Origin of the sequence: Micromonospora sp. CPCC 205558, from assembly GCF_036902955.1 — a bacterium.
GTDB lineage: Bacteria > Actinomycetota > Actinomycetes > Mycobacteriales > Micromonosporaceae > Micromonospora.
This window is the reverse complement of sequence record NZ_JBAKHR010000009.1, coordinates 187,217-208,482: the sequence shown is the minus strand read 5'-3', so window position 1 is coordinate 208,482 and position 21,266 is coordinate 187,217. Positions and strand designations below refer to the sequence as shown.

Genomic DNA, 21,266 nt, shown 5'->3' with positions numbered 1-21,266 from the left:
AGGGTGCTGGCCTACGCGATCGTCATTGCAATGGCCAAGCGGCGGACTTGGCTGCCCAGCCCTGGTTTGAGCCAGAGGATAACCGCCTTCGGCGGTTTAGGTGGTAGCCTTGTCGCCATGCCACTCGACGTGTGTCAGCTACCGATGGTCGGCGGGCACCCCGTGCTCGACCTGGTCAACACACTCGAGCGAGGGGGCGATTCACCGCACGACTTCCTGTCCGACAGCTCCGCCTTGCTGCGCTGGTCGGTCCAGGCGGGCGTCATCAACGACGCCGAGGCAGACCAGGTTGGCGCTGCGTGGCGCGACGAGCCCGCGGCGGCGCACGCCGGTCTGGCCGCCGTGCGGGACATCCGTGAAGGGCTGCACCTCGTAATGCTTGCGGCGATCGTTGACGCCGACGGTGGTACGGCGGGTGACCCTATCGCGGCCGGCGCCGCACTGGTCGCCTTACACCAGCACTGGTCCGGGGCGGCCGCCCGAGCAAGATTCGTGCTCGGCTCGTCGCGAGTGCGGCTGGCCTACGGCACGGTGCCGGCCATGTTGGTGCCCGACCGGATAGCCGAGGCCGCCTTCGACGTCATGCTGACGGCCGACCTGACAAGGGTGCGCCGCTGCCCGGTGCTCGAAGGTGGCTGTGGCTGGCTGTTCCTCGATCAGAGCCGCAACGGTTCCCGCCGCTGGTGTCGCATGGCGGACTGCGGCAACGCGGTAAAGGCGCGACGGCTCACCGAACGTCGCCGCGCCGCCCGGCCCCCGCGCTCGTAGGCAGTCGGCGCTGCTGCACCCGAGCCGCCCTGCCCTCCCCTTCGATGGACGTCAGGCCGTCACGCCATCTCCGACAGACCTTCGCGACCCTCCTCTGAGGAGCGGCTCGTGATGACTCCACAGCCACTGCAGGTATTGCTGCAGCTCCTCGAGTGTTGCGATCCACCCCTCGTCCGCGTAGGTGAGCATGCGCTTCACTTCCCCGGGCACGAGATCGTAGGCGGTGGCTCCGGTCTCCGGGACCAGTCTGTCCGGGGGAACGGCCACGGGAACCGGAATGATGGGGATGCGAACGCCGACCACGTTGAACGCTTTGAGGAGCGTGAGGTAGGCCCGGGGCAGGTGGTAGGGAGAGACGGCGAGTGCGAGGCTCGTGATGCCGTGGGCTTTGACCTGGTTGACGATCCACGCGGCCTGCAGGGCAGTGTTGGGAGCCGGCTCGGCCTGGACGTGGACCCCTCCGACGCGCCGGAGACCGAGGCTGCGCAGATAGCTGAGCGTGATCTCGACGTAGGTCTTCTCGGTCGGGTTGCCGTTGGCCACCAGGAGGTAGCGGAGATCGAGGTTCGCCTCCCAGCTGCGGATCGCGTGGGTGAAGCGCCATTCCTCGCCCTGGCCGCTGGCGATGACGAGCGCATCGACGTGGTCGGCGGCCGTCGGCGGAAGAGCCAGAATCATCGTGAGTGCTTTTGTCACGGCCAGGAACTGGCCGGCGGTGAAGCCCGCGAGGTCGTCTTCCCTCGCGATCCGAGGAGTCGTGCTGCTCGGGCTCATCAAATCCTTCGGCCTCATCCTGTAGTTCGAACCATGGACTCTACTCGGTATTGAGTAGTTCCATTTCAGCACGTATGTCGTGCTGGCCGTGGCGGTGCCCACGATAGTAGGGGGACGGGACACGCCGTCGATCTTCGATGCCCGCGAAGCGGCGCTCCCAGGCCGGGTCGGCCGGTGCCAGCGCGGGCCGCTGCTGTCGAGCGCCGGTCGCAAGACCAGGTTTCGTGCGCTCTGATTGTGGTCCTGGCCTGGGCGAACAGGGGTCCGGGGAACGTGGGTGGACGCGGGTCACTCCCTGCCACCCCAGGTGAACCCTCAGGTCGCTAGACTGGGCCCTCGCGCCCCCGTAGCTCAGGGGATAGAGCATCGGTTTCCTAAGACGATGCTCCGCCGGTGTCCGCAGGCCGATGACCTGCGGCTTCCCTATCGTCCCCCGTTGCGTGCCGGTCGCTTCGCGGGCTCGCTGCGATCGCTTGCTGAAGATCAGCAGGCCACGCCTTTCGGTCTTCGGTAGCCCTGAGGGGCTGAGGAGCGACTTGGTGAGCGGGCTCAGTCTGTTGTCGAGGCGGAAACCTGCCAGAGGGCGCTGACCGGCATTGCGCGGAGCCTGTCGCCGAACGGCAGCGTGGAGGTTCCGGTGTAGAGGACGATGCCGGCGATGAAGTCCTCGCCGAGCCGGTCGGCGAGGCGGCGTAGCCCGCGGAAGTCGTCGGGCCGGACGGTGGTGGCTGCCTTGACTTCGATTCCGACCACCTGGCCAGATCTGTTCTCGAGCACCGCGTCGACTTCGTACCTGCTCTGGTCGCGGTAGTGGGAGAGGTCGACGGGCTGCTCGGACCAGGTGAGCTGGCGGGAGAGTTCGGACAGGACGAATGACTCGAGGAGTGGGCCGAACGGTGCGCCCGGCCGGAGCAGTGCCCGGGCGTCGGTCGCGGTCTCGTTGGCGGCGATGCCCGAGTCGACGAAGATCAGTTTGGGTGCGGCGGTGGTGCGGGTGCCCAGGTTGCGGGACCAGCCGGGGATCCGTTTGACCAGGAAGATCTCTTCCAGGGCTTGGAGGTAGCGGGCGATCGTGGGCCGGCTCAGTCCGAGGGCGGATTCGAGGGAGTTGGCGGCGATGATGTTCGCGGATCTGGCCGAGAGGAGGCGGACCAGCTTGCGGAGCTCGCCCTTGTGCTGGATGTCGGACAGTTGCCGGACGTCGCGGTCGATGAGCGCCTGGACGTAGGCGTCGAGGAATCGTTGGCGGCGGCGTGGGTCGGTGCGGGTGGTGGCCTCGGGCAGACCGCCGCGTACGATTCTGGCCGCGTAGTCGGAGCGGGTCACGTCCGACTCGTGGCGCAGGTCCGCGCCGAGCGCGAAGACGGCGTCGACGAATCCGTCCGGCGCTGCGTCGAGTTCGCCTTGGGAGAACGGCCAGAGCTCCACGGTCTCCATCCGGCCGGGTAACGCGTCCGGTGCAGCCACCATGCCGAACAGCCGTGACGATCCGGTGAGCAGGTACCGGCCCGGACGGGGGTCCTCGTCGACCGCAGCCTTGATGGCCAACAGGAGTTCCGGAGCGCGTTGGATCTCGTCGATGACCAGGAGCTCGGAGGAGTCCACGAACCCGACTGGATCGGCGATAGCCGCTGCCCGGTCCTGAGCCCGATCAAGATCGCGGCGTTCGGCTAGACGATCGCCGGCAACGAGGCGTACCAGGGTGCTCTTGCCTGCTTGCCGTGGCCCGTTGATCAAGACGACGCGGGTGTCCGCCAGAGCAGCATTGACCTGCGCGGCGGCGCGGCGGGGAATCAGGTGCGAGGTGGGCACGGTGTCATGATAGCGGACGCATTTTCGATCTGCGAGGGCTCGGTCTTTCGATTTGCGGCGTTAGCTGCGTTCGCTATGCGGTGATCTGGTGTTCGATATGCGGACCACATGGGCGGGGACGTTCGTGGAAGGGGTCCACCGCTATGCCGCGTTGCTGCCGGTCGCGGCGAGTTCGGGGAAGGTTTCTTCCCAGCGTTGGCGGAGTAGGGGTGGCAGCCAGAGGGTGGGCCAGAGTCGCCGGAGGAGGTCGGCGTCGAGCCAGGTGTTCAGGTCCTCGACGGTACTGGCTCCGGTGAGGACCACCTTGTACATGCTGGCCAGGCGCGCGGGCCGGTCAAGGTCGTACTCGGCGTGCCCGGACCAGTCGAGATGACGCGGAAGCGTCACCGTGCCCTCGGTCGGGCCGCGCAGCGCGGTAAGGGTTTCGGCCACCACGTAGGGCTTCCGGTCGCCGTAGGGGCGGTAGTCCGCCGGCGGTTGGGGTGATGTCCGGCGTCGGCTGATGTTGGTCGCCCGCCGGACCTCCGGCCGTAACGCCTGACGGATCGTCTCCCGGCTGTATCCGGTGACCCGCTGCAGATCCACCGGCCGCCAGCCGGCCGCGTGAAACGCCCGCAGCTGCTCGTCCCGCTCGGTCAACGCCTGCGCCCGCGTCGCCTCGTACCGGGAGACAACCGCGTGCAGCTCATCCTCGGAGAACCGGCCCACGGTCGTTAGCCTACTAGGCTTGGCCCAGCACGCTTGGCTTTCGTCATATCTCTGGAGCCGGCGGACCAGTCATGGTGATCGCGATGGGATGCACTCATGTTCTGGTGAAGCCGAGGGCCCGGTATCCGGGCATGCGGCGGGGGAGTGAGGCGGCGAGGATGGGTGCGGCCGGGTCGTGGTAGTCGTGAACCTCGGCGAGGTCCTTGCTGGGTGCGGCGCGGATGACGCGGCCGGCGCATTGGACGAGTAGGCCGTCGTAGGAGATCGGGCCGGCGAGGAAGAGGGTGTCGAGGGCGGGGGCGTCGAAACCTTCACCGATGAACGGTGTGGTGCCGACGACGAGCAGGCCCTCACCGGCCTTGGCGCCGTCGAGCCGGTCAACGACGGCCCGTCGTTCGCGTGTGCTCATCGCGCCTTGGAGCACCAGCGACTGGTGTCCGCGTGCGGCGAGTAGAGCGGTGAGTGCCTCGACCTGGGCGACCCGTCGGGTCAGGACGAGACAGTTGCGGCCGCGCGCCAGGGCCGCAGCGACGTCATCGGCGATTTGAGTGTTGCGGGGCTCGTCGAGGGCCAGCCGTCGGTGCACCTCGGCGAGTGCGCCGGGCGCGTCCAGGTCGACGTCGCCGGGCTGGAAGGTGGTCTCGTGGATGAACAGCGCTCGACGGGGTCCGGCGTCGGCGTGCATCGCGGCTGCGAGGGTGCCTTGTTCCTCGTCGGTCAGGGTGTGGCGGACGGGTCCGAGTTGCCAGGTGACGAGTTGGCCGAGGCCGTCACGTCGGGTGGGTGTGGCGGTGAGGCCGAGCCAGAACTGCGCGGCGATCCGTTTGACCGAGTGCTCGTAGGCTGCGGCGCCGAGGTGGTGGCATTCGTCGACGATGACGTGCCCGTACCCCTGGGTCAGGGTGGCGACGTCGTCGCGCCGGGCGAGGGAGGGCAGCAGCGCGATGTCCACGGTGCCGGTGAGCTTGCGTCGGCCGCCGCCGAGTTGGCCGGGCTTGATGTCGAGGAACTGTTGGATGCGGGTGCGCCACTGGTCGGCGAGGGCTTTACGGTCGACGAGGACGAGGGTGGAGGTGTTGCGTTCGGCGATCACGGCGCAGGCCATGACGGTCTTGCCGGAGCCGGGTGGGGCGACCAGGATCCCGTCGTCGTGGGCAAGAAGTGCGCCGACCGCAGTGGCCTGCCTGCTGGTGAGTTCGGCGGTGAACGCGGTGTCGATCTCCGTCCCGGAGTTTCGTGCGTCCGTGACTGCCAGCCGGGATCCGACGCGCTCGACGATCGTGGTGATGGTGTGCCGCAGGCCCCGCGGGAGGACCAGGCGGTCATCAAGGGTGAGGTCGTAGCCCTGGATGAAGCGTGGGGTGTCCCAGGTGGACTTGCGGAGTCGCTGCAGCTCGTAGAACTTCGGGTTGGCCATGGCGGCGGCGTGCTTGAACGTCGCCAGTGCGGCGGGGGTGAGCTGTCTGGCGTCGATGTTCAGCCCGGCACCTGCCTCCGCGTGGACCACCGGAGGTAGCGGTGGATGAACCTGGGTCGCGGCGGACCGGCTCATCGTGGCGATGTCGGCACCGGTTGCGGCTTGCTTGGCCTGCCGGGCGACCTGTTCGGCGTCGCCGGGGCTGAGCCGGTCCAGCGTCGACAGGAACGCCCACTGGTCGGCGTACGGCTCGAGGGTGCCGAGGTCGAGGAAGGTGGTCAGCCCGTCCTTGCGGCGGCGTCCCTGCAGGGGCGCGGCGATGAGGTTGCCGAAGCCACCCTCGGGCAGGACGTCCTGGTTGGGGAACAGCCGGTCGTACGACCGCAGGTCCATCGACCCACGCAGCACCATCGCCTCACGGAGAAGAACGGTGCCGACGGCCCGTGCGGTGGCGGCGGCAACAGCGCCGGTGAAGAAGACCCACACGTGGGCGCCGCGGCCCGACTGGGAGATCTCCAACGCGGCGGGCACCGCGCTGGCCCGTGCCGCCTTCACGTACGCGAGGGCGTCGAGCATCGCCGTCGGCCCGTCGAAGTCGGCCACCACGAAGTGGCAGGTGTTGCCGGGCATCAGCGGGTACAGGCCCATGAACACGTCGCCGACCAGATGCGCCGCGACGACCTCCGTCGTGCGGGGCAGGTAGGTGGCACCCCGCCGGTCCATACCCTTACGCCAACCGCCGGCGACCGCGGGCATCCACCCGGCAGCGCCGGTACGGGCGTTGTCCCACCGCACGGCGTACACGTCGGCTCGGGCCCGGAACCGGTCGGTGAACAATGTCAGCTTGTCCCGGGTCGGCGAAGCCATGGTGACCAGCCCTGGCGGCTCAACCGGAGCGGACAACTGCTCCGGCGCCGCAGTCGTGTCCTGGCCGCGCAGCTCCAGCAGACGCCCCAGCCGGGCGTTCTCCGCCCGTAACCGCTCCACCTCCCGCCGAAGATCGACGAACTCGGCCACCGAACCCATGCCGACCATCCTCGCGCATCGGGCTCCGAACAACCCGGCACCGGTCCGCTATCCTCCGCCGATGGCATCGAAGGGGACCGCCGCACTGGAGACGATGATCGAGGAAGCCACCGTCGACACGGACGGTCACGAGGACGAGCGCGCCGGCCTATTCGCCATGATCAAGGAGCATCTGGCGGTGCCGTTCACCACCACCGTCCTCGGCGTCGAGGTCACCGTGCGGAAGGTCGAGCTGACCGCGGACAGCATCGTCGCGGTCTGCGCCCGAGGCCGCCACCGGCAACGGGTCGGCCTTCTCGACCTGCCGCTACCCACCCCTATGCCGGACGGTGCCGCGTGGATCGACGCCTACCGGCACTGGGCCGGAAGGTAGGCCACGATGAGCGAGTACCAGTACTACGAATTCACCGCCGTCGACCGACCCCTCACCGGCCGCGAGCGGGCCGAGCTGCGGTCGCTGTCCACCCGGGCCGACATCACCGCCACCAGCTTCGTCAACACCTACGAGTGGGGCGATTTCAAGGGCGACCCGCGCACGCTGATGGAGCGGTACTTCGACGCGCACCTGTACCTGGCGAACTGGGGCACCCGGCGGCTCATGCTGCGGCTGCCGAAACACGTGCTCGACCCCGGCGCGGTGGCCCAGTATTGCCGGGGTGACAGCGCGTCCACGTGGACCGCCGGCGAGCACGTCATCATCGACCTCCACGACGAGGACGAGGACGGCACCGACGAGTGGGACCTCGACGGCCGCGGTCTGCTCACCTCCATCATCCCGGTCCGGGCCGGCCTCGCCGCCGGCGACCTGCGCCTGCTCTATCTGGCGTGGCTGCGCTGCGTACAGTCCGAGGACATCGCCGACGACGAGCCCGAGCCGCCCGTCCCCGCCGGACTGGGCACCCTCGACGCGCCTCTCACCGCCATCGCCGAGTTCTTGCGCATCGACCCCGACCTGATCGCGGCTGCGGCGGCCGGGTCGGCGCCGGCCACCTCCGGCGAACCGACCGCTGCGCAACTACGCACCTGGGTCGTCGGTCTACCCGCCCCGGACAAGGACGCCATCATGACCGACCTGATCACCGGCGGCGAAAGCCACCTGCGCAGCCGACTGCTGCGCCGCTACCGCGATGCACATTCCGCCGACGTGTCCACCCCGACGGCCACCCGCACTGCCGGGGAACTGCTCGCCACCGCCGCGGAGTTGCGCGCCGTGCGGGAACGACGGGACGCCGAGCAGCGCGAACGCGACCGGATTCGCCGCGAATGGTCCGCCGCAGCCGCCCGGCAACGGCACCTCGACACCCTCGCGGTCGACCAACCCGCCGCCTGGCAGCAGGTCGATGAACTCATCGCCACGAAGAAACCCCGCGAGTACGACACCGCCGTACAACTCCTCGTCGACCTGCGCGAACTCAGCGAACGCGACGAGGACAGTTCGTCGTTCCAGCACCGGCTGGCCGAGCTACGGGCGGCGCACGCCCGCAAGCCCAGCCTGCTCGAACGCCTCGACGTCGCAGGCCTCCACACCTAAGGCGTGGTTCGCCGCCCAGTGACCATCACCGTGGCGCGCAAGATCGTGGACAGCCCGGCGTCCCCGGCGCGACGCCCCTGATAGCGGCGGCTTGGGCTTCTGGTGTCCGTTGGGACCCGCAACCGGAAATCGAACAGCTTCGTTTAAAGGGTGGACCCGGAGGGCCGGGTGACTGTCTGGGTGTGTGCTGCCGAAGTCATGGCCAGCTTGGAGTAGGACGCCCCGACCCTCGCTGATGACCGCTGTATCAGCACTGGATGGAGACTTGCGACCGATCGCCCTTTCCGAAGTTGTGGCTACTGAACCGCGGCGGGTCCACGCCCCTTGACCAGCACGAGCGAAAAGGGTGATGCCCGATGGGCAGCCTGTGGGCCGGCGTCGACGTCGGCAAGACCCACCACCACATGTACGTCATCGACGACGACGGCACCGTGGTGATGTCCGAGAAGATCCCCAACGACCAGCACGCGATCTCCGGCATCGTCGGGCGGCTCGGTAAACGCCGCAAGCCGATCCGCTGGGCGGTCGACCTGCGCGGTCGCCTCGCGGATGGCGGAGGCGTTCCACGGCGAACGCAAGACCGACGCTCACGACGCCTACGCCATCGCTCAGACCCTGCGCATGCGCGGCGATCTACCGACCCTCACCCTCGCGGACGGGGTGCAGCAGCAGTTGAAGCTGCTTGTCTCCCGCCGCCTCGACCTAGTCGCCGACCGAGTCCGCATCACCGCCCGCATCCAGGACCTCCTGGCCATGATCAGCCCCGCCCTGGAGAAGGCGCTCAACCTGCGCAGCAAGGGTGCGCTCCAGCTCCTCACGCAGTGGCAGACCCCTGGCGGGCTGCGCCATGCCGGTGAGGCCCGCATCCTGGACTACCTGCGCCAGCACGGCGTGCGGGCCGCCAGGGCACTCACCGCCAACGTCCTCACCGCCGCACGGACGCAGACCGTCGCGGTCGCCGGAGAGGCCACCGCGGCCGGGATCGTGGCGCAGATGGCCACCGACCTGGAAGCGGTCAACGACCGGATCACCGCCATCGAGGAAACCATCGCCGGCATCGTCGCCGAGCACGAGCTGGGAGAGATCGTCACCAGCCTCCCCGGCATCGGCACCACCCTCGCCGCCGAGTTCCTCGCCCACGCCGGCACTCTCACCACCTACCCCAGCGCCGCCGCCCTCGCCGCCCACGCCGGACTCGCGCCGATCTCCCGCGACTCAGGCCGCAGGCAGGGTCATCAGGTTCGGCCGCACCGCTACCACCGGGGCCTACGCCGGGTGTTCAGCATGTCCAGCTTCACCGCCCTGACCCACTGCCCACGATCCCGCGCCTACTACGACAAGAAACGAGCCGAAGGAAAGACCCACCGCCAAGCCACCGCCGCCCTGTCCAGACAACGCCTCAACGTCCTCTGGGCCTGTATCCGCGACAAGACCCCTTACCAGCCCAAACGACCAAGATCAGCAGAGCTGGCGCCATGCGAACTCGCGTAGAGACTCCTCTAGCGGATGCCAACCTGGGTGAACCGGTGCCAACGCGGGTCACCCCGGCCGACCGCCGGTCGCAACCCGGGGTTCGTGTGCTCCGGTTGTGGTCCTGGGCTGGGTGAACCCAGGTCAGGGTGACGCGGGTGAACGTGGGCCACTCCCTGCCACCCCAGGTGAACCCTCAGGTCGCTAGACTGGGCCCTCGCGCCCCCGTAGCTCAGGGGATAGAGCATCGGTTTCCTAAACCGTGTGTCGCAGGTTCGAATCCTGCCGGGGGCACCAGCGCAAGGCTCTGAGATCTCTCCAGTCACGTCCGGTGCGTAGGTTCGTGGCGTCAGTAGCCGAGCAGCCACAGCCCGCCATTGGCCTCGCCGTAGGCATTGGCTCGCTCAACCCAGTCAGTTCGCCCGATAGCTGTCGCGGCCCGTTCCAGCTCGGCGCGCACGCCGTCGATCCAGGTTCGTTCACGCCCGGACACCATGCCGATGATGAGCGCCGCGGCCAGACCGCGGGCATGCCAATACGGGTTCCGGTGAGTGCGCATCCCGTGGGCGGCCGCATAGTAGTGATCTGCGACTGCGGCGGAGTTTTCGCGTACCGCTCGAATCTCTTCGTGTGCCTGGTCGCTCAGATGTTCGGTCTGTGACAGAAGGTCCAGGCCGTCGGGCATGAGCAGAAGAGCTGTCGCTGACGTCGAGAGAGTCAACACCTGCGTGGCAAGTAGGTCAGCTTGATAATTTAGCTGGTCGCGCGCGAACCAGTCTCGGAGGTTGCCGATGTGTTGCTCGGCGCGCGGGTCCGCCGCCATCATATGCAGTCGGACGAGGTGCATCCGAAGCTCAGGAACCAGGCGCAGCCCGCGAATCCGCTGCAACAGCTCGAATGCCTGCTCCGCCTCCTGCAAGCGTGAATAGTCGCTGAGATTGCCGTTTGCGAGACGGTACGGCTCGGTCACGAACGCCGCTACCGTCTCGGGCAGGCGCTCTTCGTCGAGGTCGGGGTCGTCGTCCCAGGCCATGAGCTGCCGGGTGAGTGCGATTTCCGTTCTCACCTGCACGAACTGCGCCTCGAGCAACTTGTCGTACAAGAGGAAGCGTGAGGGCTTGTCGTTCACCAGCGCCAACGACCGCCGGCGCATCACCTCCAGCCCTTCGTCCAACCACTTGTCAGCCTGGTCAAGATGTGCCATTCGCGTGGCTGCCGATTCAACTGCTGCCGGCCCTGCCCGCAGGTGAGTACGAGCGAGCCGACGCGCGGCATCGATCGCACCCCGGACTGCCCCGAGGTCTCCGCCAATACGGATGTAGCAGGTGAAGGCGTGCTCAAGGGCGGCGATAGTGTCCCGCCACCGACACTGGTCGTAGTAGGCCCGTGACCTCAACATGGCGTTGTCCGCGCTGCCCTTGGTGCGCTCCAGGTCGAAGCCGTCGAGGGCTGGAGCCCGGTACGGCTTGTCGCTGTCCTCGAAGCGGACGAGGCTGTGTGACAACTCCCATTCGGTGTCGTACCTCAGACGGATGCCGCTAGCCTGCCGCCGCTGCTCGGCTGATACCTCGGTCAGGGTGAAGGCGCCGTCCATCTTGCGGCTGAAACCGGCATCGATGATGGCCACGGTCATCATCTCGTTGTAGAACCCGAAGAACCGCGAGAACAGTTGCTTGCGTTCCTCATCGTTGTACCCCGTCCAGAGGGTGCGAGTCGCGACGATGGCGTACAGGTGCTTGACGGAGTTCATGGCCACGTTGATTGAGATGCCGGTCTGCCAGTAGGCGCGAACGAGCATTGCCCCGAGCCGAGCCACGCGCTTGACCTCGTTGACGGACATTGATTCGACCGCGTTTGCGGCCTCGACGTCGAACGGTGAGACAGCACGAACAACGTGGGGTGCCCAGGGCAGCATGTCGGCCATGAGCGGCTCGCCCGGCTCCCACTGGTCGATGCTGAGTAGTTCGTCCACCGTGCTGCGTATCCGTTCGTACACGTTCGTTGCCTGATCACGCCGCAACTCGCGCAGGATCGTCCGGGTGAGCTGATGCACGACGATCTGGTCGCGCTCCGACCGGATTATTCCGAAATCGGCGAGTTCAAGGAGCGCGCCGCGCAGGATCGCCGTCGAGGCAGGGTCGACGTAGGCGATCTGCGCGGGTTTCTGGAGCTCGACCCCCGGCCAGTGGTGCGCGTCGAGCGTCGACCTGACATGGCTGTTCATCGAGCGCAACGCTGCCTGCGCCATCTCAGGCGAGCGGATCGTGACGCTGTCTGCCCAGAGGAAGGCCAGCATGTCGACGGTAAGGACGCCTGGCTCGGTGAACAGGATGTAGTCGAGGGCGCGAAGCGTGTCGGGTGAGCCAGCGAGCCCACTGAGAGTCAGCTCGTAGACCTTGGTGAGGGTTCGACCGGTGGGGTTGCCGGCGAGGTCGAGGATGCGCGCCGGCTGGTCAGTCAGCGCGAGGCAGTACTCCGGGACGGACATCCCGGTTGAGCGCAGGAAGGAACAGGAGTGTTCGATCGCCAGCGGTCGCCCCGCGAGCATGGCCACGAGACGCTCGACGTCGCTGTCCTGTGCGCCTGGCAGCCGGGACCGGACCATCTGCTCTGACTCCGCGATCGCCATGCTCCGCAGCTCGAGGGTTGACCCCTTGAACCGCGCTGGTCGTCTGATACTCGTGAAGATCAGAAAGGATCCGTGTGCCACGGACCCGAGGGTGTCGGCGAGGCCATCGTCGGGCATCTCATCGAAGACAAGGGCTTTCGGCAGCTTTCCCTTGCCGAGTTGGGCGATGAACAGCCCTTTCACGGTGACTGCATTTATTTCGCCACCGTTGACGCCCGACTGAAGAACGAGCTGCGCCATCTGGTCGTCGAAGCTTTTCTGATCTGCGGGCGTCAGGACCGGGACTGCCCGCTCAACCAGTCGATCCCGGTTGACGGCCCGGGCCAGCCTGGTCTTTCCGGTACCAGCGTCTCCCCACAGCCAAATGCACGTCGAACCCGAATCACGATGCCGCCGGATCAACTCCTCGTATTCGGAGCGGGGCACGTACTTGTCCTCGAGCGTCGACCGTACTGCCAAGGCGGTCGCCGTTCGAATATTGTCTACCGGCTTGAACGGGAACGCCGGGTCGGTCAGAACTCGGGCAAGACTCTGCCTCAGTGCCCTGATCTTGTCGGAAGGGCGGTGCCGCTTCTCGGTGAACCCTGCTCGCGCCAGCAAATCATCCCGTACCTCCGAGAAACGCCGTCCAGAGATTCCATAGACCACCACGGGCGTGATGTCGGGTCGGGACGTCCCGCCGCCGTCCAGGTTGAACAGACGAAGCGCAGCTTCCTCTGCCGTGATGTTGCCGAAGTGCTTTTCCAGCCGGTCCGCCGCTATGCGCAGCATGTCGGCCAGCACTGCACTCTTTGCCTGCGCGACCTCGACGGCGCGTTCGTCCTCGGGCCCCACAGCTTCGGGCCATCGATCCGAGAAGTGGCGCTGGGCCAGTGCGCTAAGTGCGGGCACCGACCGCTCGTCGCCTGGAGTGAAGACCCCCCCGACGAGTCGTTGGGCGACAGCGCCCAGCTCATCGGCGATTTGATCTTCAACCGGTCTTGCCTGGGCCGAGCCTCGCGCGGCGTTCACGTCCCACAGTATGCGGCACCTTTCCTCCGGCGGCATCGCCCAGACGGCGCGGATCAACCAGCCGAAATCAATTGCTGTGGAGCCCCCAGGCGTCCGTCATTCTTGATTCGTCACCATTTCCTGTCGCGCGCGCACACGTAGCCGCACCGAGGAAAAACTGTCAAGAAGTTCGTTACGGAGTTGGCAACGCCGAGAGGCGGGGTCATTTGTAACGAACTCTGGAACTAGCTTCTGTCACTCGAACATCGGCCCACCTATTTTGAATTACGACGCAGCGAATTGCCCTGCGTCGCAATTCAACCCCGTCGCCTGCGCGATGACAAGGAGGGCCGAATCATGTCCGGGAACCGATGCGCCCAATTTATTCGTACGGTTGAGGACCGTCAGCGTTCCCAGGAGCAGAAGGGGCGACGGTCTCAGGCGCGTCTGATGAGCAAGCGGGGGCGGAAGGTGGCCGCCGCGTTCGTTGCCACGAGCGTGCTGGTCCTACCCATGGCGTGCGGGGCAAGCTCGTCGCACATCGCCCCGGCGGTGATGAGCGTCCAGGGGGGCGGGATCGTCGCCTGCCACCAGGCGGTCGACGAGACGCAGGCCCGGACGATGGACACCCTTCGCTGGAGCCTGGGCTTCGGACTCGGCATCGGGCTCCGGGCGGCGGCCCCGAACCCGCTCATGGTGCTGGCCCTCGCGTCGACCATCGTGGCCACCGGGGCGCTCGTCGGCGATCACGTCGACTGGGAGCAGCTGATCACCGAGCATCCCGGCATCATCGACTTCCTGGTCGGAATGGCGCCGGGTCTGATCAGCAGCGTGCCGGGGGCACCGATGGTCGGGGACGTGCCAGGGGCGGCTGACCTGCTCGGCGACTGGTACGAGGACGGCACCTTCACCACCACCGCGCCCGACGTCAACGGCACCGGGAACAACATCGACACCTCGGACGGGTCGATGACCGTACCGCCGCGCGGGTTTGGCGACCTGATCAGCGGCCTCGACTACCGCAACGGTGAGGCGAACCAGGGTAAGCCCGACGAGATCGACGTCCGGGTGATCACGACCCCGGACGGCACCAAGGTCTATGTCGCCGACATTCCGGGGACCAAGGAGATGAACATCCCCGGCGGTCAGTTCAGCCCGTTTCTCAACGACATGGGTACCAGCGTGCACGTGCTTGGCGGAGACACCACGGCCCGGCAGCACGCGATCGGCCGGGCACTGGAGCTGGCCGGGGCGGGCGCGTCCGATCCGGTGATGCTGGTCGGGCACAGCCAGGGTGGGATGGTCGCCGCGCAGGCCGCGCACGACACCACCGGCGGCGTCTTTCCGTACAACGTCACCCACGTCGTTGCTCTCGGCTCCCCGATCGGGAACACCGATATTCCGCCGGGTGTGCAGGTCCTGGCGTTGGAGAACGCGCACGACATCGTGCCGCACCTTGATGCCAGCGACAACCCGGACCGGCCCAACCACACAACCGTCACGTTCGACAGCCAGTTCGGCTCCATCGGGCAGAATCACGCCATCGGATCGGCGTATCTGCCGGCCGCGGAGGCCCTTGACCGCAGCACGGACGGGTCGGTGCGGGCATTCCGGGACAGTGCGAACGTCTTCTTCAACGGTGAGAGCGTCGAGTCCCGGGTCTACGAGTTGAACCGGGTGCGTTGAGGTGTCGCAGCCGGAAGGAGGTGGGGATGCGGCAGCCGCCAGACACTGATCAGAGCGTCGGCAGCTGTTCGGCTCGGGTGACAACCTGGTCGATGAGGCCGTACTCGCGGGCCTGCTCTGCCGTGAACCAACGGTCCCGATCCCAGTCCCGCTGAATCTCGTCGAGCGTCCGTCCACTGTGTTGGGCAGTCAACTCCTGCATCGTCCGCTTCACGTGCAGCATGTTCTCCGCCTGGATGGTGATGTCCGAGGCGGTTCCGCCCATCCCACCGGACGGCTGGTGCATCATGATCCGCGAGTGCGGCAGCGCGTACCGTTTGCCGGCCGCACCCGCACAGAGCAGGAACTGCCCCATCGAGCCGGCGAAGCCGAGCGCCAGCGTCGCCACGTCGTTGCGGACGTAGCGCATCGTGTCGTAGACCGCCATCCCCGCGCTCACCGAACCGCCCGGCGAGTTGATGTACAGGTAGATGTCCCGGTCGGCGTCCTCGGCGGTGAGCAGCAGGATCTGCGCGCAGATCTGGTTGGCCGACTCCTCGGTCACCTCGGTGCCGAGGAAGACGATCCGTTCGCGCAGCAGCCGCTCGAAAACATGATCACCGAAGGATGGCTGCCCGCCGTCCAGCATTCGTGCGCCGTACCCGACCATGTGCCGCCGCCTTCCGCCGCGCCGGCGGGCGGCGGGGACCGCCCGGTGGACCGGCCCTTCCAGCGTGCGGGGCACGACGGTGGCGAGCCCAGTAATTCTGCCGCCGGCAGATCCGCCGACGGCAGAACCCGCGCGGCCTACGCGACGGTCAGCCGCCGCAGGCCCAGCCGGGTCTGTGCGCATTCAGCCAGGGCGACGGTACGCGGACCGGGGCGGGAGCCACCAGCGGAGGCTTTTTCGTGAACGCTGAGGGTCGGATCGCTCGCGATCGACCCGCGATGCAGCACGAACCCACTGACACGTGGACCCACCAGCAGGGTGGCGTTGCCGATCTCCCGCCGAGTCGCATCGACCCGCTCAAGGTGGGTGAGCGCGGCGCGCGGCGCGGCCGGAAGGCGCGGCTCGACCCGGCGCATGTCGTCGCGGGCCTCGCCGAGCAGGTCGGCGAGGCTGATGCCGAGCGCTCGGCAGATCGCCGCCAGCACCTCCGACGAGGCCTCCTTGCGGCCCCGCTCGACCTCTGAGAGGTAGGGCACGGAGACGTCGGCCGACGCGGCCACCTCGCGCAGCGTGCGGCCCTGACGCTGGCGGTGGCGGCGGAGCACTCCGCCGATGACTCGTCGCAGCAACGACATGCCGGCCTCACTTTCGCGGTCGTCGTCGGGAACACCCTCATCATGCCCGTCCCCGGCCGTTCGGGCAGACCCGCCCGGGCCCGCGCCGCTCCGACGGCGCAGGCCCGGGGCTCTCACCGGTACAGGTGGGTGTGCCAGGCGGTCGGTTGGGGCACCAGCGTGACCCTCGGGAACAGCGCCCGGGTGCCACCGGCGGGGAGGAGGGCGCTGTCGTCGATCGTCACGTCCGCCCCGTTCACGTCGTAGACGGTCAGCGACTCGTTGCCGTTCTGCCCGCCGAACCGTGCCGGGTGTCCGGCGACAGTGGTGTTGGGTTCGACGTACTTGTTGTCGGTGGGATCGGTGATGTTCCGGTAGCGGGAGATGCTCACCGTCATCGTGCGAGCCCGCCGCTGACCAGGATCGCCGGTGATCGACTGCGGTGACCAGGTGGTCGACGCGTACCAGTCGTGCGGCTCGTCCAGCGACTCCTGCACGTCGACGGTGATCACGCGTAGCGATGCCGGTACACCCGCCACCGTGGCCGGCATCGGGGTCGGCTCGTCGCCGAACCGCAGCGCCCTGGCCACCCGGGCCGCGGTGCTCCGGACGTCGGCTTCGCCGCCAACCACCTTGAGCTGTGCCCAGCCGTCCGGGGCGTACCGCCAGCGCAGGATTGCCTCCGGCTGCTCGGCCCCGCTGTAGGAGGCGAAGCTGCTGGTGCCGCCGTTCAGTTCCGGGCCGGGTGTGATCTTGCCGGGCCGGGCCGGTTCGCCGCTGTCCCGCTGTGGGGCCGGAGGTTGCACCCCCTTCGGATAGAGGGTGACCGCGACTCCCTTCCACCGGTCACCGCCGGGGGCGTTGGACGCGCTGAGGTACACGCCCGGACCGGAGAGGAGCAGTCCGGCCTGGTACTGCAGATTGCGCAGCCCGTCCGGCAGCCAGCCGAACCGGACGTACACCCGCTGCGGGTCGACCGTGGTGAGCGCGACCGGCAGGCCGGTCGGGCCATCGGCGGGCGCCGCGTCGATCGGGGCGGGGGTCGGCGGGCGATCCGAGGTCAGCAGCTCGGGGACGGTGAGCCCGCCGACGGTCAGCGCCACCGCCAGCAACGCGGCACCGGCTCCGTGGGCGCGGCGGCGTTGCCGCCGTGCGGTGCTCATCGCGCGCTCCACGTCCAGCACGGCGGAGGGTCGCTCGGCGGCTTCGATCTCGATCAGCATCAGGTCGCCGATCTGGCGTTCGTCCAGCATCGTCGCTCCTCTCAGTTGCCGGTCAGACTGGGGGTGAGCAGGGTGCGCAACGTGGCCAGGCCCTTGGCGGTCTGGCTCTTGACGGTCCCGGCCGAGCAGCCCATGGCCTGGGCGGTCTCCTCGACGCTGAGGTCCTGGAAGTAGCGCAGCACCAACGCCGCCCGCTGCCGCGGCGGCACCTGACGCAGCGCCCCGACCAGGGTGATCCGGTCGGTCGGGTCGGTCGCGGCCGTCGGCACGTCGGGCAGTGCGGTGCCGAGGCGGACCCCGGTCCAGCGCAACCGCCGCTCGTCGATCAGCCGCCGCAGCAGCATGGTGCGTACCAGCGCGTCCGGGTTGTCGGCCTGCCGCGCCCGTGCCCAGTTTCGGTACAGCTCGGTGAGCACCCGTTGCAGGATGTCGTCGCCCCGGTCCCAGTCCCCGCACATCAGGTAGGCGGTGCGCCGCCACTGGACCATCCGGGACCGGACGTACTCGGTGTATTCGTCCGCCTCGGCTCGTCGTCTGCCGCTCGTCGTCACGAGGGTGGTACCCCCTCCGTCTGCCGGCCCGCACCGGTTCGTTGTTGTCGTCCAGTAGTCGGGTCCGAGACCGGTGCCGGTTGCCCGCGGGCGGCCCGGAGGTGCGATGCCCGGTGTACCCGCTATGTTGTGGTCGTGCAGGCGACGGCGGGGGAGCAGGTTCGACAGTGATCCATTTCCCCGCGCAGCGTCGGGGCCCACTGAGCGCGCTGAGCCTACGGCTCGCCGCCGCCCTGGGCCTGGTCTTCGCCGTGGTAGCCGCGGTCTACCTGGGCCGGGACGGCTACCGCGATGTCAACGAGGACGGCCTCACCCTGCTCGACTGCTTCTACTACGCGGTGGTGTCGCTCTCGACCACCGGCTACGGGGACATCACGCCGGCCACGCCGTCGGCCCGGCTGGTCAACGTCCTCTTCATCACCCCGGCCCGGGTGATCTTCCTGATCATCCTGGTCGGCACCACCCTGGAAGTCTTGACCGAGCAGTACCGGACCGGCCGTCGCCTGTCGCGGTGGAGGAGAGCCGTGAAGGACCACGTCATCATCTGCGGCTACGGCACCAAGGGGCGCAGCGCGGTCTCCGCTCTGATGGAGAACGGTCTGGACCGCTCGCGGATCGTGGTCGTGGAGCGCAGCGCCGCCGCCCTGCGGCAGGCCACCTCCGCCGGGCTGGTGGCCATCGAGGGCTCGGCGACCCGGTCGTCGGTGCTGAACGAGGCGCACGTCAAGAACGCGAAGGCCGTGATCATCGCGACCGACAGCGACGACGCGTCGGTGCTGGTCGCGTTGACCGTCCGGCAGCTCACCGCTGGGCAGGTCCGGATCATCGCGGCGGCGCGGGAGGCGGAGAACGCCCCGCTACTCAAGCAGAGCGGCGCCCATCATGTGATCGTCTCCTCGGCCACGGCGGGCCGGCTGCTCGGCCTGTCCACCTCCGCGCCGCCGCTGATCGACGTCGTGGAGGATCTGCTCACTCCCGGCCAGGGCATGGCGCTGGCGATGCGGTCTGCGGAGCGGCACGAGGTGGGTCGCTCGCCGCGTGAGCTGGACTCGTTGGTGATCGCCCTGGTGCGGCGGGGCAAGGTGGTCACCCTGGCCGACCGGGCCGGCGCGGTGATCGAGACCGGCGACATGTTGGTGCACGTACGCGACGATCGTCCCCAGTCGGCCACCACCGCCTGACTGGGTGACCGCTCCGCCGCTGACGTTGCCGGACATCCAGTTTTGACCGCCGGGCGGTTGGAGGTCCCAACCCGTCCGGATGGGTCGTGGCTGCACTGACCCCATCGGTTCGTCGCGGTCCGGTTGCGGATCATGGAGAAAACTCGTTACCGGGCAGCTTCCTGAACGAACCCTTGCTACGGTGTCCCCGCTTAGAGCTGTCAATGGGTGTCGCTGCCGGGGCTTGTCGGCGCAGCGTCGTTGGCGCAGGCACGACGGGGAAATCTTCAGATCCGGGCGGATCCGCCCTTGTGTGGCTTGTCGTTCACCCGTCGCGTCCCCCGCAGGTCATCCCGGGCAGCCCCGAGCGCCTCGTAGTCGAACGACGGGAAACAATCAGTGGCTGAAGTGGCAACATCCGCAGGAGCCCGACGGCGATGGGCCGCCGGGGCCGTGGCGAGCCTCGCTCTCCTCGGCGTGGCGGCGTTCGTGCCCGCGACGGCAGCTCAGGCCGCCCCCGCGGGGGACGGCGTGTTCAACGCGGTGACCGGTGATTCACCCACCGGCCAAAAGAGCAAGCTGCGCAACCTCCACAAGGGAAAGCTCACGCTTCCCGAGCCGGGTGCCAAGGGCCGACGGTTCCAGTCCGGCACCGGCGCCACTCCGAAGATCTTCGGGGGTAACCTCGCGAGCGCCTCGGAGTTCCCGTACATCGTTGGCGTCGTCACCACGCTCGAGTTCGACGGCGTCTTCTACTGGTACTGGTGCACCGGCACGATCATCGCTCGCAACAAGGTGCTGACGGCCGCACACTGCACCGCCGACGGTCCCGGCACCACCCGGGTCATCGCCGGCAACGACCGGCTGGTCGACAACAACGGCCAGATCGTTGGCGGCAGCGGTTTCGTCGCCGAGGTCGGCTCGACCTGGACCCACCCGGGCTGGAACATCGCCCAGCAGTACGCGGAACCGGACCCGCCGATCCTGGACGACGTCTCGGTCCTCACGCTCAAGCAGGCGCTGCCCACCGAATACACCCCGGTGTCGCTGAGCGCCCAGGGCGACCAGAAGCCGTACGCGGCCGGCACCTCGGCCCAGATCGCCGGCTTCGGCATCACCTCGTCGGATGAACAACTCCCCGACAGTCGGCTGCGCAAGGCCACTGTGGCGATGCGGTCGAACGCCGACTGCGCCGCGCCGGGGCTCTACGACGCCAACCGGATGATCTGCGCGGGGTCGGGCACGCCCTCCCTGCCGAGCAGTGACACCTGCCCGGGCGACTCGGGTGGTCCGCTGCTCGTCAACGGGGTCCAGGTCGGCATCACCGACTGGGGCTTCCAGCCGTGTGGCTCGTCCGCCGGCTACTACGAGCGGCTGAGCTACTACGCCAACTCGATCAAGGCGGACCTGACCCGTCCGCCGCTGATCAACGCGGACTGGACCGGCGATGGTCACTCGGACCTGTTGACGCGTGACAGCGCCGGCAACCTGAAGCTGTACATGGGCAGTGGGTTCGCCAACAACGGGATCGGTGGCTTCTACCTGAGCAAGAAGATCGGCAACGGTTGGGGCATCTACAGCCGGGTCTTCCGGGTCTACAACTGGAAGGGCGACAAGAAGCCGTCCATCATGGCGATGAAGCCCAACGGTGATCTGTTCATCTACGACACCGATGGCAAGGGCGAATTCGTCGGGGGGGCAAAGAAGATCGGCACCGGGTGGCAGGGCTTCACCGCGCTCATGGTGACGAACAACTGGCTGGGCAACAACCGGCCGAGCCTTCTGGTGCGCAAGTCCAACGGCGACCTGATCCGCTACACCAGCAATGGTGCTGGTGGCTGGGAGAACCCGCTCGGCACCAAGATCGGCAACGGCTGGAACGGCTTCAACCTGTTCCTCACCCCTGGGGCCTGGAAGGGCGACGGGCGTGAGGTGCTGATCGGTCGCACCTCGACCGGCGACCTGAAGCTGTACCAGTCCGACAGCAAGGGCGGCTGGACCAACCCGCTCGGCACCAAGATCGGTAGCGGCTGGCAGGGCTTCAAGAACATCATCGTTCCGGGCGACTGGAGCGGCGACAACATGGTCGACATGCTGGGCGTCAACAGCAAGGGCGACATGCGGCTCTACACGACCAACGGCTACGGCCAGTGGATCGACTCGAGCGGCAAGGTCGTCGGCACCGGCTGGGGCGGCTTCAACCTGGTCTTCTGATCCGGTTGTTCCAGCGGTAACGAAACGGAAGGGCCCGCAACCAA

15 protein-coding genes, 1 tRNA gene and 1 pseudogene are annotated in these 21,266 nt (G+C 67.9%); 8 read left to right on the top strand and 9 right to left on the bottom strand.

The genetic code is table 11. The features are described from left to right. Positions 1–3 precede the first annotated feature (3 nt). The gene (locus tag V6U86_RS13510) at positions 4–768 is read left to right on the top strand and encodes a CGNR zinc finger domain-containing protein (protein WP_334502734.1); all 765 of its coding nucleotides are present in this window, start codon (positions 4–6) and stop codon (positions 766–768) included. 51 nt (positions 769–819) lie between these two features. Here V6U86_RS13510 and V6U86_RS13505 read toward each other — a convergent pair whose 3' ends face one another. The 4 genes from V6U86_RS13505 to V6U86_RS13490 all read right to left on the bottom strand — a co-directional run bounded on the left by V6U86_RS13505 (position 820) and on the right by V6U86_RS13490 (position 6,505). After that, positions 820–1,542 (bottom strand): ElyC/SanA/YdcF family protein, encoded by a 723-nt coding sequence (locus tag V6U86_RS13505; RefSeq protein ID WP_334502731.1) that lies wholly within the window; start codon positions 1,540–1,542, stop codon positions 820–822. A gap of 549 nt (positions 1,543–2,091) precedes the next feature. Next, a complete protein-coding gene (locus V6U86_RS13500) occupies positions 2,092–3,354 on the bottom strand; it encodes an ATP-binding protein (protein ID WP_088986565.1) in 1,263 nt (420 codons plus the stop codon). Between the two features lie 141 nt (positions 3,355–3,495). Next, positions 3,496–4,062, bottom strand: coding sequence for a hypothetical protein (locus tag V6U86_RS13495; RefSeq protein WP_088986564.1), 567 nt, complete (start codon positions 4,060–4,062; stop codon positions 3,496–3,498). A gap of 94 nt (positions 4,063–4,156) precedes the next feature. Beyond that, a complete protein-coding gene (locus V6U86_RS13490) occupies positions 4,157–6,505 on the bottom strand; it encodes a TOTE conflict system archaeo-eukaryotic primase domain-containing protein (RefSeq protein ID WP_334502721.1) in 2,349 nt (782 codons plus the stop codon). 61 nt (positions 6,506–6,566) lie between these two features. On the opposite strand from V6U86_RS13490, the gene V6U86_RS13485 reads away from it, so the two are divergent. The 4 genes and pseudogenes from V6U86_RS13485 (at position 6,567) to V6U86_RS13470 (ending at position 9,803) form a co-directional block, all read left to right on the top strand. Then, entirely contained in the window at positions 6,567–6,878 is a 312-nt protein-coding gene (locus V6U86_RS13485; RefSeq protein WP_334502718.1) for a hypothetical protein, read from the top strand. A gap of 6 nt (positions 6,879–6,884) precedes the next feature. Further along, complete coding sequence (locus V6U86_RS13480; RefSeq protein ID WP_334502716.1) at positions 6,885–8,036, top strand: hypothetical protein; 1,152 nt, start codon at positions 6,885–6,887, stop codon at positions 8,034–8,036. Positions 8,037–8,392: 356 nt separating this feature from the next. Beyond that, positions 8,393–9,527 (top strand): annotated as a pseudogene (locus tag V6U86_RS13475) (IS110 family transposase). Positions 9,528–9,727: 200 nt separating this feature from the next. After that, positions 9,728–9,803 (top strand) — tRNA-Arg (locus V6U86_RS13470). 52 nt (positions 9,804–9,855) lie between these two features. Here V6U86_RS13470 and V6U86_RS13465 read toward each other — a convergent pair. Beyond that, the gene (locus V6U86_RS13465) at positions 9,856–13,146 is read right to left on the bottom strand and encodes a hypothetical protein (RefSeq protein ID WP_334502714.1); all 3,291 of its coding nucleotides are present in this window, start codon (positions 13,144–13,146) and stop codon (positions 9,856–9,858) included. Between the two features lie 336 nt (positions 13,147–13,482). Here V6U86_RS13465 and V6U86_RS13460 point away from each other — a divergent pair, with 336 nt between their 5' ends. Then, the gene (locus V6U86_RS13460; protein WP_334502712.1) at positions 13,483–14,811 is read left to right on the top strand and encodes an esterase/lipase family protein; all 1,329 of its coding nucleotides are present in this window, start codon (positions 13,483–13,485) and stop codon (positions 14,809–14,811) included. Between the two features lie 49 nt (positions 14,812–14,860). Here the strand turns inward: V6U86_RS13460 and V6U86_RS13455 are convergent, their stop codons facing one another. From V6U86_RS13455 to V6U86_RS13440, 4 genes are all read right to left on the bottom strand, one after another. Beyond that, positions 14,861–15,460, bottom strand: a complete 600-nt coding sequence (locus V6U86_RS13455; protein ID WP_334502709.1) for an ATP-dependent Clp protease proteolytic subunit — start codon at positions 15,458–15,460, stop codon at positions 14,861–14,863. 137 nt (positions 15,461–15,597) lie between these two features. Further along, entirely contained in the window at positions 15,598–16,095 is a 498-nt protein-coding gene (locus V6U86_RS13450) for a helix-turn-helix domain-containing protein (RefSeq protein WP_334502707.1), read from the bottom strand. Positions 16,096–16,208: 113 nt separating this feature from the next. Further along, positions 16,209–17,327, bottom strand: coding sequence for a hypothetical protein (locus V6U86_RS13445; RefSeq protein ID WP_334502704.1), 1,119 nt, complete (start codon positions 17,325–17,327; stop codon positions 16,209–16,211). 11 nt (positions 17,328–17,338) lie between these two features. Continuing rightward, the gene (locus V6U86_RS13440) at positions 17,339–17,848 is read right to left on the bottom strand and encodes a SigE family RNA polymerase sigma factor (protein WP_334502702.1); all 510 of its coding nucleotides are present in this window, start codon (positions 17,846–17,848) and stop codon (positions 17,339–17,341) included. A gap of 167 nt (positions 17,849–18,015) precedes the next feature. Here V6U86_RS13440 and V6U86_RS13435 point away from each other — a divergent pair, with 167 nt between their 5' ends. Both V6U86_RS13435 and V6U86_RS13430 read left to right on the top strand, forming a co-directional pair. Further along, a complete protein-coding gene (locus tag V6U86_RS13435; RefSeq protein ID WP_334502700.1) occupies positions 18,016–19,029 on the top strand; it encodes a potassium channel family protein in 1,014 nt (337 codons plus the stop codon). Positions 19,030–19,461: 432 nt separating this feature from the next. Further along, complete coding sequence (locus tag V6U86_RS13430) at positions 19,462–21,222, top strand: trypsin-like serine protease (protein ID WP_334502698.1); 1,761 nt, start codon at positions 19,462–19,464, stop codon at positions 21,220–21,222. Positions 21,223–21,266 lie beyond the last annotated feature (44 nt).

Coding starts and splice junctions, on each gene's coding strand:
- V6U86_RS13505 (WP_334502731.1), bottom strand. CDS start 1,542: ATGAGCCCGAGCAGCACGACTCCTCGGATCGCGAGGGAAGACGACCTC.
- V6U86_RS13490 (WP_334502721.1), bottom strand. CDS start 6,505: ATGGGTTCGGTGGCCGAGTTCGTCGATCTTCGGCGGGAGGTGGAGCGG.
- V6U86_RS13485 (WP_334502718.1), top strand. CDS start 6,567: ATGGCATCGAAGGGGACCGCCGCACTGGAGACGATGATCGAGGAAGCC.
- V6U86_RS13480 (WP_334502716.1), top strand. CDS start 6,885: ATGAGCGAGTACCAGTACTACGAATTCACCGCCGTCGACCGACCCCTC.
- V6U86_RS13460 (WP_334502712.1), top strand. CDS start 13,483: ATGTCCGGGAACCGATGCGCCCAATTTATTCGTACGGTTGAGGACCGT.
- V6U86_RS13455 (WP_334502709.1), bottom strand. CDS start 15,460: ATGGTCGGGTACGGCGCACGAATGCTGGACGGCGGGCAGCCATCCTTC.
- V6U86_RS13450 (WP_334502707.1), bottom strand. CDS start 16,095: ATGTCGTTGCTGCGACGAGTCATCGGCGGAGTGCTCCGCCGCCACCGC.
- V6U86_RS13445 (WP_334502704.1), bottom strand. CDS start 17,327: ATGCTGGACGAACGCCAGATCGGCGACCTGATGCTGATCGAGATCGAA.